The organism is Streptomyces sp. NPDC058157 (assembly GCF_042884105.1).
In the GTDB taxonomy this organism is placed as follows: domain Bacteria; phylum Actinomycetota; class Actinomycetes; order Streptomycetales; family Streptomycetaceae; genus Streptomyces.
Map to the genome: position 1 here is coordinate 1 of NZ_JBHVUQ010000207.1, position 12506 is coordinate 12506.

Annotated in this window: 10 protein-coding genes and 1 pseudogene; 10 read left to right on the forward strand and 1 reads right to left on the reverse strand. The window is 70.7% G+C overall.

Annotation, left to right across the window (positions count from 1 at the left end; all coding sequences use genetic code 11):
- Window positions 1-74: 74 nt before the first annotated feature.
- A pseudogene (locus ACFVXK_RS32485) lies at window positions 75-206 on the forward strand (RidA family protein); the annotation flags it as partial.
- Window positions 207-272: 66 nt separating this feature from the next.
- Here the strand turns inward: ACFVXK_RS32485 and ACFVXK_RS32490 are convergent.
- Entirely contained in the window at window positions 273-842 is a 570-nt protein-coding gene (locus tag ACFVXK_RS32490; RefSeq protein WP_389618878.1) for a HEAT repeat domain-containing protein, read from the reverse strand.
- Between the two features lie 497 nt (window positions 843-1339).
- On the opposite strand from ACFVXK_RS32490, the gene ACFVXK_RS32495 reads away from it, so the two are divergent.
- From ACFVXK_RS32495 to pssA, 9 genes are all read left to right on the forward strand, one after another.
- Window positions 1340-3142, forward strand: coding sequence for a 3-hydroxyacyl-CoA dehydrogenase family protein (locus ACFVXK_RS32495; protein WP_389618881.1), 1803 nt, complete (start codon window positions 1340-1342; stop codon window positions 3140-3142).
- 163 nt (window positions 3143-3305) lie between these two features.
- On the forward strand, window positions 3306-4121 hold the full coding sequence (locus ACFVXK_RS32500; RefSeq protein ID WP_389618884.1) for a TetR family transcriptional regulator: 816 nt from the start codon (window positions 3306-3308) through the stop codon (window positions 4119-4121).
- Between the two features lie 395 nt (window positions 4122-4516).
- Window positions 4517-5854 (forward strand): crotonyl-CoA carboxylase/reductase, encoded by a 1338-nt coding sequence (ccrA, locus tag ACFVXK_RS32505; protein WP_388947378.1) that lies wholly within the window; start codon window positions 4517-4519, stop codon window positions 5852-5854.
- A 31-nt stretch (window positions 5855-5885) separates the two neighbouring features.
- Entirely contained in the window at window positions 5886-7937 is a 2052-nt protein-coding gene (locus ACFVXK_RS32510) for a protein meaA (RefSeq protein WP_389618887.1), read from the forward strand.
- A complete protein-coding gene (locus ACFVXK_RS32515; RefSeq protein ID WP_389618890.1) occupies window positions 7934-8908 on the forward strand; it encodes an HpcH/HpaI aldolase/citrate lyase family protein in 975 nt (324 codons plus the stop codon). Before ACFVXK_RS32510 ends, ACFVXK_RS32515 begins: the two co-directional genes overlap by 4 nt.
- A 4-nt stretch (window positions 8909-8912) precedes the next feature.
- A complete protein-coding gene (locus ACFVXK_RS32520) occupies window positions 8913-9425 on the forward strand; it encodes a MaoC family dehydratase (protein ID WP_100862510.1) in 513 nt (170 codons plus the stop codon).
- Between the two features lie 2 nt (window positions 9426-9427).
- Window positions 9428-10633, forward strand: coding sequence for an acyl-CoA dehydrogenase family protein (locus tag ACFVXK_RS32525; protein ID WP_358894858.1), 1206 nt, complete (start codon window positions 9428-9430; stop codon window positions 10631-10633).
- A 186-nt stretch (window positions 10634-10819) separates the two neighbouring features.
- The gene (locus ACFVXK_RS32530) at window positions 10820-11476 is read left to right on the forward strand and encodes a phosphatidylserine decarboxylase (protein WP_045951332.1); all 657 of its coding nucleotides are present in this window, start codon (window positions 10820-10822) and stop codon (window positions 11474-11476) included.
- Window positions 11463-12323, forward strand: coding sequence for a CDP-diacylglycerol--serine O-phosphatidyltransferase (gene pssA / locus ACFVXK_RS32535; RefSeq protein ID WP_237293154.1), 861 nt, complete (start codon window positions 11463-11465; stop codon window positions 12321-12323). The genes ACFVXK_RS32530 and pssA overlap by 14 nt, the downstream gene beginning before the upstream one ends.
- Window positions 12324-12506: the final 183 nt, after the last annotated feature.

Genomic DNA, 12506 nt, shown 5'->3' on the forward strand with positions numbered 1-12506 from the left:
GGCCTCCGTCGCCGCCTGCCCTGCGCAGCCCGCCCCGAATCCGACGACACAGACCCGGGCGGTCCCGTCCTCGGCGGGCGGCCCGCGACGAGGTGATCGCCCCGCACCTGCTGCCGGCCTCCTCGGCGGTCCAGGTCGCGGCCCTCTTCCGCCCGGAACTCCTCCTGGAGGTGGAGGCCTTCGCGATCGTCCCGCCGGCGTCCTGAGGCTCCCGCCGCGCGGGGCGGGGAGACGGCCCCGCGCGGCGGCCCCCGTCCCCGCCCGGCCGGGGCCTACGCGTCGGGGTGGTGGGTGATCAGGCGGTTCAGGGCGTCCGTGGCCGCCAGGGCCAGCCGGGGGTGGGCCTGGGCGCGGACCAGGACGTCGCGGGCCCGGGCGTCGGCCAGGGCGCCCAGGCCCTCGACGCAGGCCAGCGCCACCCGCCAGTACGGGTCGTGCGGGGCCAGCAGCCGCGACAGGGTCGAGATCAGGGCGGGGGCCGACTCGGGAGCCCGCAGCGCGGCCAGCAGCCGCACCGGGTGCAGGGCGTAGGCGGTGCGCAGGGTGTTGGTGGCGAGGGCGGCGGCCGCGCGGGCGGTGCGCGGGTCGCCGAGCACGCCGAGGGCCTGCGCGGCGGCCTCGCAGCGGGCGGGGTCGCGGTGGTTGAGCAGCAGGACCAGCGGCTCGAAGGCGCGCCGGTCCCTGGCCATGCCCAGCCGGTACGCGGCCAGTTCGCGGGCCCACAGGGGCTGCCCGGCCGAGGTCAGCGAGGCGGCCAGCCCGTCGGGCCCGGCCGTCAGCAGCTCCTCGTACCCGGGGGACCCGTCCGACTCGGCCCGCAGGCGCTCCAGTACCTCGTTCACGCGGCCACCCTAGGGGTCCGCGCGCGGCGCCACGCCCGGTTCGCGGAGTTCCACCCCCTGGACCCGGCCGGCTGATCGATCATCGATGATCGGTACATTTGGGCGGTACAGGTCACATCTCCGCGCTCTGGCGCGCGAGTTACCGCCGAGTTACTGTCTCTTCCACACGCACGGGACCGGCCTGGTGACGCAGCCGCCCCGTGCCAGTCGGTTCACCGCACCACCCGTACGCACGGCAGGACCCCGGGACAGGGTCGTGCCGCCAGGCCCGCCGCGCCCGCCCTCCGGGACGGCCACCAGGGCCCGCCCCGCTCGGCAGCAGCCCCACCCCGGCACCGCCGTACGGCTCTCCACGCACCGCGTCGACGCACGGCCCCGCGCACGGCGTCGCGCACCGCGTTCCCGCACGCCCCGCACCACGTGCCGTACGGCACCGCGCGCACCGTGCACCGCGCGCGCCCTCCCAGTCGTCACCCTCATTCCACTGGAGTCCCGCGATGGACCTTCCGTCCACGTCCAGTCCCTCCCCCCTGCGCACCGTCGCCGTCGTCGGCCTCGGCACCATGGGCACCGGCATCGCCGAGGTCCTCGCCCGGTCCGGCCGCGAGGTCGTCGGCATCGACGTCAGCGAGGCGGCCGTCCGCCGGGCCGCCGGGGCCCTCGCGGCCGCCACGGCCCGCTCGGTGGCCAAGGAGAAGCTCACCGGGCAGGAGCGCGAGGAGGTCCTCGCCCGCTTCCGCACCTCCACCGAGCTCTCCGCCGCCGCCGACGCCGACCTGGTGATCGAGGTGGTCCCCGAGGACTACGACCTCAAGCACCGGGTCTTCGACGAGCTCGACGCGGTCGTCCGGCCCGACACCCTCCTGGCCACCGGCACCAACGCGCTGTCCGTGACCCGGCTCGCCGCCGAGTCGCTGCGCCCCGAGCGCGTCCTGGGCCTGCACTTCTTCAACCCGGCCCCGGCGATGAAGCTCGTGGAGATCGTCTCCAGCGTGCTGACGGCCCCCACGGCGGTCGAGGCCGTCACCGCCCTGGCCCGGGAGCTCGGCAAGGAGCCCGTCGCGGTCGGCGACCGGCCCGGCTTCGTCGCCGACGGCCTGCTGTTCGGCTACCTCAACCAGGCCGCGGCCATGTACGAGGCCAAGTACGCCTCCCGCGAGGACATCGACGCGGCCATGAAGCTGGGCTGCGGCCTGCCGATGGGCCCGCTCGCCCTGCTCGACCTGGTGGGCGTGGACACCGCCCGGACCGTCCTGGAGGCCATGTACGCCTCCTCCGGCGACCGGCTGCACGCCCCGGCCCCGATCCTGGGCCACCTCGTGGAGGCCGGCCTGACCGGGCAGAAGGCCGGCCGCGGCTTCTACACCTACGAGGCCCCGGGCAGCTCCAAGGTCGTCCGCGACCTGCAGACCCCGCTGGACGGCTCGCTGCTCGGCTCCGGCCGCCCGGTCCACTCGGTCGGCGTGGCCGGCTCGGGGACCATGGCGAGCGGGATCGCGCAGGTCTTCGCGCAGGCCGGCTACCCGGTGGTGCTGGCCGCGCGCAGCCAGGAGAAGGCGGAGGCCGCGAAGGCCGCGATCGGGAAGTCCCTGGACCGTGCGGTGTCCAGGGGCCGCCTGACCGAGGAGGCGGCCGCGCAGACCCTCGCGCTGGTCACCCCGGCGGGCTCGCTGGAGGCCTTCGCCGAGGTGGACCTGGCCGTGGAGGCCGTCGCCGAGGACCTGGAGGTCAAGCAGCAGCTCTTCGCGGGCCTGGACAAGGTCTGCAAGCCGGGCGCGGTGCTGGCCACGACCACCTCCTCGCTGCCGGTGATCGCCGTGGCGCGGGCCACCGAGCGCCCGCAGGACGTGATCGGCATGCACTTCTTCAACCCGGCGCCGGCCATGAAGCTGGTCGAGGTGGTCCGGACCGTCCTGACCGCGGACGACGTGCACGCCACGGTCCGCGAGGTCTGCGGGAAGGTCCGCAAGCACGCGGTGGACTGCGGGGACCGGGCCGGGTTCATCGTGAACGCGCTGCTGTTCCCGTACCTGAACAACGCGGTCAAGATGGTCGAGCAGCACTACGCGAGCCTCGACGACATCGACGCCGCGATGAAGCTGGGCGGCGGCTACCCGATGGGGCCCTTCGAGCTCCTCGACGTGGTCGGCCTGGACGTGTCGCTGGCCATCGAGAAGGTGCTCCACCAGGAGTTCCGCGACCCGGGCCTGGCCCCGTCGCCGCTGCTGGAGCACCTGGTCGCGGCGGGCTGCCTGGGCCGCAAGACAGGCCGCGGATTCCGTGAGTACGCCCGCCGGTGACCCGACGGGCCCTGAGCAGGATGCGTGGGGAGGGCTGCTCGGGTCCGCCGGACCCTCACGGCGGACATACCCTCCCGGGCCCAGTGCGGGCCCTCCCCCGCATCCACCCCCCTCCCACCCCCCTCCGGAGCGCGCGCCCGCCCGGATGAAGTACTTTCGCTCTATGTCCCAGCCCGCCAAGACCTCACCCCGCGCCACCTCGGCCTCCGACGCCCCGGAGGGGACGGCGGGCAGCCGGGCGGCCGCCCAGCGCCTGAAGATGCGCCGCGAGCTCGCCGCGGCGGCCATGGAGCTGTTCGCGACGAAGGGGTACGAGGCCACGACGGTCGACGAGATCGCCGCGGCCGCCGGGGTGGCGCGGCGGACCTTCTTCCGGCACTTCCGCTCCAAGGAAGAGGCGATCTTCCCGGACCACGACGACACCCTGACCCGCGCCGAGGCGGTCCTGGACGTGGCCCCGGCGCACGAGCACCCGCTCGACACGGTGTGCCGGGGGATCAAGGAGGTCATGAAGATGTACGCCGCCTCGCCGGCGGTGTCCGTGGAGCGCTACCGGCTGACCCGCGAGGTGCCGGCGCTGCGGGAGCGGGAGATCGCCTCGGTGGCCCGCTACGAGCGGTTGTTCACGCGCTACCTGCTGGCCCATTTCGACGAGACCGACCACCACGACGGCAACGACGACCCGCTGCTGGCGGAGGTGGCCGCCTCGGCGGTGGTCACCGCGCACAACCACGTGCTGCGGCGCTGGCTGCGGGCCGGCGGCCAGGGGGACGTGGAAGCCCAGCTGGACCACGCCTTCGGCATCGTGCGCAAGACCTTCGGCTCCGGGATCGGCGCGGGCCGCACCCTGGCCGGCGCGGGCGCGGCCCCGCAGACGGCGGTCCGCACCGAGGGCGAGGTGCTGGTCGCGGTGGCCCGGACCGACGCCCCGCTCGACGAGGTCATGCGGACCATCGAAGAAGCACTCAAGAACAAGTAAGTCGCTCTCGTCACAGCGGCCGCTCCCGTTCCGGGGGCGGTCGCTTTCGTTTGTCCGAGTTGCCCCTACTCGCGGGTAACTCTGATCGATCATCGCTCATATGCGCAGGTCAATCGGCAAGTGAGAGAAATTTTTGGCACCCAGTGCCTTGCCGAGTGACACGGGGTGCCATACGTTGAGTCCCGTCCGGACGTCCCCGCGGTCCACGCCCACTCGGCACGGAACGCGCCCCGGATGCCTGCGTCACCAGGCCCCCGCCCGCCTCACCACAGGCGCGGCCGCTCCACCAGCTCTGCCGGACCGACGGCACCTCGCAGCACCCGCCACACGCTCCCACGCACGCACCGCGTACCCCTCAGCGCACCCTCAGACAGCGCTCAGCCGGAGGCAACACCGTGAAGGACATCCTGGACGCGATTCAGTCGCAGTCCGCCACCGCCGCAGACTTCGCGGCGCTGCCGCTGCCCGACTCGTACCGCGCGATCACCGTGCACAAGGACGAGACCGAGATGTTCGACGGTCTCGCCAGCCGCGACAAGGACCCCCGCAAGTCCCTGCACCTGGACCAGGTCCCGGTGCCGGAACTCGGCCCGGGCGAGGCCCTGGTGGCCGTCATGGCCTCCTCGGTCAACTACAACTCCGTGTGGACCTCGATCTTCGAGCCGCTGTCCACCTTCGGCTTCCTGGAGCGCTACGGCCGCGTCTCGGAGCTCACCAAGCGCCACGACCTCCCGTACCACATCATCGGCTCCGACCTCGCGGGCGTCGTCCTGCGCACCGGCCCCGGCGTCAACGCCTGGAAGCCCGGCGACGAGGTCGTCGCGCACTGCCTCTCCGTCGAGCTGGAGTCCTCGGACGGCCACAACGACACCATGCTCGACCCCGAGCAGCGCATCTGGGGCTTCGAGACCAACTTCGGCGGCCTCGCGGAGATCGCCCTCGTCAAGTCCAACCAGCTGATGCCCAAGCCCGACCACCTCAGCTGGGAGGAGGCCGCGAGCCCGGGCCTGGTCAACTCCACCGCCTACCGCCAGCTGGTCTCCCGCAACGGCGCCGGCATGAAGCAGGGCGACAACGTCCTCATCTGGGGCGCCAGCGGCGGCCTCGGCTCCTACGCCACCCAGTTCGCCCTGGCCGGCGGCGCCAACCCGATCTGCGTCGTCTCCTCCCCGGAGAAGGCCGAGATCTGCCGCTCCATGGGCGCCGAGGCGGTCATCGACCGCAACGCCGAGGGCTACAAGTTCTGGAAGGACGAGCAGACCCAGGACCCCAAGGAGTGGAAGCGCTTCGGCAAGCGCATCCGCGAGCTGACCGGCGGCGAGGACATCGACATCGTCTTCGAGCACCCGGGCCGCGAGACCTTCGGCGCCTCCGTCTTCGTCACCCGCAAGGGCGGCACCATCACCACCTGCGCCTCCACCTCGGGCTACATGCACGAGTACGACAACCGCTACCTGTGGATGTCCCTCAAGCGGATCATCGGCTCGCACTTCGCCAACTACCGCGAGGCGTGGGAGGCCAACCGCCTGATCGCCAAGGGCAAGATCCACCCCACCCTGTCGAAGGTCTACTCCCTGGAGCAGACCGGCCAGGCCGCCTACGACGTCCACCGCAACCTCCACCAGGGCAAGGTCGGCGTCCTCGCCCTCGCCCCCGAGGAGGGTCTGGGCGTGCGCGACCACGAGCTGCGCGCCAAGCACCTCGACGCCATCAACCGCTTCCGCAACGTCTGAGTCCGCTCAAAGGCCGTAAGGATCGCCTGAGATGACAGAGCGCCAGAAGGACCGTCCGTGGCTCATGCGGACGTACGCCGGCCACTCCACGGCCGAGGCGTCCAACGAGCTGTACCGCCGCAACCTCGCCAAGGGGCAGACCGGCCTGTCGGTGGCCTTCGACCTGCCGACGCAGACCGGCTACGACCCGGACCACATCCTCGCCCGCGGCGAGGTCGGCCGGGTCGGGGTCCCGGTCTCCCATCTGGGCGACATGCGGCGGCTGTTCCAGGACATACCCCTGGAGCAGATGAACACCTCGATGACGATCAACGCCACCGCCATGTGGCTGCTGGCGCTCTACCAGGTGGCCGCCGAGGAGCAGGGCGCGGACATCGCCAAGCTCCAGGGCACCACCCAGAACGACATCGTCAAGGAGTACCTCTCGCGCGGGACGCACGTCTTCCCGCCGGGACCTTCCCTCCGCCTGACGACGGACATGATCGCGTACACGGTCAACCACATCCCGAAGTGGAACCCGATCAACATCTGCAGCTACCACCTGCAGGAGGCCGGGGCCACCCCGGTCCAGGAGATCTCGTACGCGATGTCCACGGCGATCGCCGTCCTGGACTCGGTGCGCGACTCGGGCCAGGTGCCCGAGGAGCGCTTCGGCGAGGTGGTCGCCCGGATCTCCTTCTTCGTGAACGCGGGCGTCCGCTTCATCGAGGAGATGTGCAAGATGCGCGCCTTCGGCCGCATCTGGGACCAGGTCACCCGGGAGCGCTACGGCATCGAGGACGCCAAGCAGCGCCGCTTCCGCTACGGCGTCCAGGTCAACTCCCTCGGCCTGACCGAGGCGCAGCCGGAGAACAACGTCCAGCGCATCGTCCTGGAGATGCTGGCCGTCACCCTCTCCAAGGACGCCCGCGCCCGCGCGGTGCAGCTGCCCGCCTGGAACGAGGCGCTGGGCCTGCCCCGGCCCTGGGACCAGCAGTGGTCGCTGCGCATCCAGCAGGTCCTCGCCCACGAGAGCGACCTGCTGGAGTACGAGGACATCTTCGCCGGCTCCCACGTCATCGAGGCCAAGGTCGACTCCCTGGTCGCCGACTGCCTGGCCGAGATCGACCGAATCCAGGAGATGGGCGGCGCGATGGCCGCCGTCGAGTCCGGGTACCTGAAGTCCCAGCTGGTCTCCTCGCACGCCGAGCGGCGCGCCCGGATCGAGTCCGGCGAGGACAAGATCGTCGGGGTGAACTGCTTCCAGCAGTCCGAGGAGAACCCGCTCACCGCCGACCTGGACGGCGCGATCATGACGGTCGACGCGGCGGTCGAGGAGTTCACCGTCGAGCGGATCCGGCGCTGGCGCTCCGAGCGCCAGGAGGCCTCGGACCGCCAGGGCGGCGGCGACCCGTACGTCTTCCCGACCGTCGACCAGACCCTGGAGCGGCTCAAGGAGGCCGCGGCGGGCACCGAGAACCTGATGGAGGCCACCCTGGAGTGCGCCAGGGCCGGGGTCACCACCGGCGAGTGGGCGAGCGCCCTGCGCGAGGTCTTCGGCGAGTTCCGGGCCCCGACCGGGGTCTCCTCGGCCCCGGTGGCGGTCACCGCCGAGGAGGGCACTCCGCTGGCCCTGGTCCGCGAGAAGGTCACCCGGACCGCGGACGAGCTGGGCTCGGGCCGGCTGCGCCTGCTGGTCGGCAAGCCCGGCCTGGACGGGCACTCCAACGGCGCCGAGCAGATCGCCGTCCGGGCCCGCGACGCCGGGTTCGAGGTGGTCTACCAGGGCATCCGGCTGACGCCCGAGGAGATCTCGACGGCGGCGCTGGCCGAGGACGTGCACTGCGTGGGACTGTCCATCCTGTCCGGTTCGCACAGCGCGCTCGTCCCGGACGTCCTGGAACGCCTGCGCACGGCGGGGGCGGGCGACATCCCCGTCATCGTCGGGGGCATCATTCCGAACGCCGACGCCGTCTCCCTCAGGGCGGCCGGAGTCGCCGCCGTCTTCACACCCAAGGACTTCGGTATCACGGAGATCATCGGCCGTATCGTCGACGAGATCCGGAAAGCGAACAAGCTCGACCCCCTGGAGGTCTCCGCATGACCACGCCCACGTCCCCGGTCAACCGGCTGCGGCCGCGCCGCTCCTGCCTCGCGGTGCCGGGCTCCAACCCGCGCTTCCTGGAGAAGGCCCAGGGCCTGCCGGCCGACCAGGTCTTCCTGGACCTGGAGGACGCCTGCGCCCCGCTCGCCAAGGAAGGCGCCCGCCACACCATCGTGGACGCGCTGAACAACGGCGACTGGACCGGCAAGACCCGCGTGGTGCGCGTCAACGACTGGACCACCCACTGGACGTACCGCGACGTGATCACGGTCGTCGAGGGCGCCGGCCAGAACCTCGACTGCATCATGCTGCCGAAGGTCCAGGACGCCCAGCAGGTCGTGGCGCTCGACCTCCTGCTCACCCAGATCGAGAAGACGATGGGCTTCGAGGTCGGCAAGATCGGCATCGAGGCGCAGATCGAGAACGCCAAGGGCCTGGTGAACGTCGACGAGATCGCCGCCGCCTCGCCGCGCCTGGAGACCATCATCTTCGGCCCGGCCGACTTCATGGCCTCGATCAACATGAAGTCCCTGGTCGTGGGCATGCAGCCGCCCGGCTACCCGGCGGACGCCTACCACTACATCCTGATGCGGATCCTGATGGCGGCCCGGACGCACGACCTCCAGGCGATCGACGGCCCCTTCCTCCAGATCCGCGACGTGGACGCCTACCGCGAGGTGGCCGGCCGCGCCGCCGCCCTGGGCTTCGACGGCAAGTGGGTGCTGCACCCCGGCCAGGTCGACGCGGCCAACGAGGTCTTCTCCCCCTCGCAGGAGGACTACGACCACGCCGAGCTGATCCTCGACGCCTACGACTGGTGCACCTCCGAGGCGGGCGGCAAGAAGGGCTCCGCGATGCTCGGCGACGAGATGATCGACGAGGCCAGCCGCAAGATGGCCCTGGTCATCGCCGGCAAGGGCCGCGCCGCCGGCATGGAGCGCACCACCAAGTTCGAGATCCCGGAGGCGTAGGGCCATGCAGTTCGGACGCACATACGAAGAGTTCGAGGTCGGCGCGGTCTACAAGCACTGGCCCGGGAAGACGGTCACCGAGTACGACGACCACCTCTTCTGCCTGCTGACCATGAACCACCACCCGCTGCACATGGACAGCAATTACGCCGAGAACACGACCGACTTCGGCAAGAACGTCGTCGTGGGCAACTACATCTACTCCCTGCTGCTCGGCATGTCCGTGCCGGACGTCTCCGGGAAGGCCATCGCCAACCTGGAGATCGAGTCCCTGCGGCACGTGGCGCCGACCTTCCACGGCGACACGATCTACGGCGAGACCACGGTCCTCGACAAGACCCCGTCGAAGTCCAAGGACGACCGCGGGATCGTGTACGTGGAGACCAAGGGCTACAAGCAGGACGGCACCCTCGTCTGCGTCTTCCGGCGCAAGGTGATGGTCCCGACCGAGACGTACATCAAGGCGCGCGGCGGCGAACAGCCGGGCCGCCCGGAGCTGAAGACGCAGGAGAAGTAGCCATGGCCCGACTCGCCCAGACCGCCGGACTCACCGACGTCCAGCAGGAGATCCTCAAGACCGTCCGGGAGTTCGTCGACAAGGAGATCATCCCGGTCGCGACCGAGCTGGAGCACCGCGACGAGTACCCGCAGCAGATCGTCGACGGCCTCAAGGAGCTCGGCCTCTTCGGCCTGATGATCCCCGAGGAGTACGGCGGTCTCGGTGAGTCGCTCCTCACCTACGCCCTGTGCGTCGAGGAGATAGCCCGCGGCTGGATGTCCGTCTCGGGCATCATCAACACCCACTTCATCGTGGCGTACATGCTCAAGCAGCACGGCACGCAGGAGCAGAAGGACCACTTCCTGCCGCGCATGGCCCTGGGCGAGGTGCGCGGCGCGTTCTCGATGTCGGAGCCGGGTCTGGGCTCGGACGTGTCGGCGATCACGTCGAAGGCGGTCAAGGACGGCGACGAGTACGTCCTGAACGGCCAGAAGATGTGGCTGACGAACGGTGGCAGCTCCACCCTGGTCGCGGTCCTGGTCCGAAGTGACGAAGGACACCCCGAGGGCACGGCCCCGCACAAGTCGATGACCACCTTCCTCGTCGAGAAGGAGCCGGGCTTCGGTGAGGTCCGTCCGGGCCTGACCATCCCGGGCAAGATCGACAAGATGGGCTACAAGGGTGTCGACACCACCGAGCTGATCATGGACGGACTGCGCATTCCGGCCAATCGGGTCCTGGGCGGCCAGACCGGCCGAGGGTTTTACCAAATGATGGACGGGGTCGAGGTCGGCCGCGTCAACGTGGCGGCCCGTGGCTGCGGCGTAGCGCAGCGTGCGTTCGAGCTGGGTGTCTCTTATGCCCAGCAACGTCACACTTTCGGCAAGGCCATCGCCCAGCACCAGGCCATCCAGTTCAAGCTGGCCGAGATGGCTACCAAGGTCGAAGCGGCCCATGCCATGATGGTGAACGCGGCACGCAAAAAGGACTCCGGGGAACGAAACGACCTCGAAGCCGGCATGGCGAAGTACCTCGCCTCCGAATACTGCAAGGAGGTCGTCGAAGATGCCTTCCGCATCCACGGCGGCTACGGATTCTCGAAGGAGTACGAGATCGAGCGCCTCTACCGGGAGGCCCCGATGCTTCTGATCGGTGAAGGTACCGCCGAGATCCAGAAAATGATCATCGGGCGCCGCCTGCTCGAGGAGTACCGAGTCCAGGGCTGAAAGTCCCTTTTGCAGTGATTCTTCCCACGGTTTTCCGTGGGAGGATCACTGCCAGTCACTGGCTGGGGGCCATCGACTCGGCTTCTGGCTTGCCCAGTTGTTGCGCGCAACCGATAGCATTCCAGTAAAGCCGCCGTCCCGTCCCCCCGTTTGCGGCGCGGCAATCACCCGCTACGAAGGTCATCCATGCCCCACAGCCAAACCTCTGCACCTCGCGACAGCCGACTCGGCGTACGCCTCGCGCGCGGAGCATCGCCGTGGCTTCTGCCGACCGTTGCCACCGCGGCCCTCAGCCTGACCCGGGCCCGCAAGTCCGGCCGCTGGGCCGCCGTGGCCGTGCCCACCACCGCGCTCGCGGCGGGCATGCTGTGGTTCTTCCGCGACCCCGAGCGCGAGATCGCGCAGGGCCGCGTCATCTCGCCCGCCGACGGTGTGGTGCAGAGCATCATGCCGTGGAAGGACGGGCGCACCCGCGTCGCGATCTTCATGAGCCCGCTGAACGTCCACGTCAACCGCGCGCCCCTGGCGGGCACGGTGACGTCCGTGGAGCACATCCCCGGCGGGTTCGTCCCGGCGTTCAACAAGGAGAGCGAGAACAACGAGCGCGTCGTCTGGCACTTCGACACCGAGCTCGGCGACATCGAGATGGTGCAGATCGCCGGCGCCGTCGCCCGTCGCATCGTCCCGTACCTGCCGGCCGGTACCAAGGTGGAGCAGGGCGAACGCATCGGTCTGATCCGCTTCGGCTCCCGCGTCGACATCTACCTCCCGGAGGGCGTCGAGGTCGCGGTCGAGGTCGGTCAGGCCACCACCGCGGGGGTGACCCGAATTGACCGTGACTGACCCCGAGACTCCTGCCACCGGCTGGGTGCCCGAGTCCGCCCCTGAGGAGTCCGCCGAGGACGACATGCCGCTCTCGCTGCGGCTGTCGATAGCGGACACCCTCACGCTGGGCAACGCGACGTGCGGATTCATGGCGGTGTACTTCACCACCACGGGGATCCTCATCCCGCACCTCACCGGAAGCGGCGAGTCCGGCATGGCCCGGCACAGCGCGGCGACCGCGGTGATACTGATGCTCCTCGCGGCGGTCTTCGACCTCTTCGACGGCATCGTGGCCCGCAAGCTGCGCAGCTCCCCGATGGGCGCCGAGCTGGACAACCTGTCCGACCTGATCAGCTTCGGCCTCGCGCCGGCGTACTTCGTGCTGGTCTACGGGATGGTCGCCGACGACGCGCACCAGAAGGTGTCGGCGCTGGCGGCGATCGTGGTGCTGCTGGCGGTCGTACTGCGGCTCGCGAGATTCAGCTGCGTGACGATGAAGGACGGCATGTTCCAGGGCATGCCGAGCCCCTTCGGCGCGCTGACGGTCGTCTCGATCGTGCTGCTGGAGCTGCCGTTCGTGCCGACCCTGCTGGCGATCGTCGGCGTGGCCTGGCTGATGGTGAGCCGGGTCGAGTACCCGAAGCCGCGGGGGGCCCTCGCGGCGGCGATGCTCAGCTGGATCGTCGGGGCCATGGGGCTCCTCGCCGCCTGGGCGTTCGACGCCCCGGGCGGCCAGCTGCTCCTCCAGACGGGGTGCGCGCTGCAGATCGCCCTCGCGGCGACGATTCCGCTGTTCGCGACGACGCGGCGGGCGAACACGTTCCGCCACAACCGGCGCGAGGCGCGTGCCGCGCAGCTTCCCTAGGCTGCCGCAGCTTCCGAAGGCCCCGGGGTGCCACTTGGCCCCCGGGGCCTTCGCCGTTCCCCGGCGGGGCGGGGCCGGGGCGCCGCTGCGCGGAGCTGTCTCCCCGCCCCGCCCTTTCTCCGTATCCCGGGGCTCCGCCCCGGACCCCGTTCCGTGCGCTCCGCGCCCGGTGCGCTCAAACGC

What these genes read in the sequence shown, in the direction of transcription:
- ACFVXK_RS32495 (WP_389618881.1), top strand. Translation starts at nt 1,340, where the DNA reads ATGGACCTTCCGTCCACGTCCAGTCCCTCCCCCCTGCGCACCGTCGCC.
- ACFVXK_RS32500 (WP_389618884.1), top strand. Translation starts at nt 3,306, where the DNA reads ATGTCCCAGCCCGCCAAGACCTCACCCCGCGCCACCTCGGCCTCCGAC.
- ACFVXK_RS32510 (WP_389618887.1), top strand. Translation starts at nt 5,886, where the DNA reads ATGACAGAGCGCCAGAAGGACCGTCCGTGGCTCATGCGGACGTACGCC.
- ACFVXK_RS32515 (WP_389618890.1), top strand. Translation starts at nt 7,934, where the DNA reads ATGACCACGCCCACGTCCCCGGTCAACCGGCTGCGGCCGCGCCGCTCC.
- ACFVXK_RS32520 (WP_100862510.1), top strand. Translation starts at nt 8,913, where the DNA reads ATGCAGTTCGGACGCACATACGAAGAGTTCGAGGTCGGCGCGGTCTAC.
- ACFVXK_RS32525 (WP_358894858.1), top strand. Translation starts at nt 9,428, where the DNA reads ATGGCCCGACTCGCCCAGACCGCCGGACTCACCGACGTCCAGCAGGAG.
- ACFVXK_RS32530 (WP_045951332.1), top strand. Translation starts at nt 10,820, where the DNA reads ATGCCCCACAGCCAAACCTCTGCACCTCGCGACAGCCGACTCGGCGTA.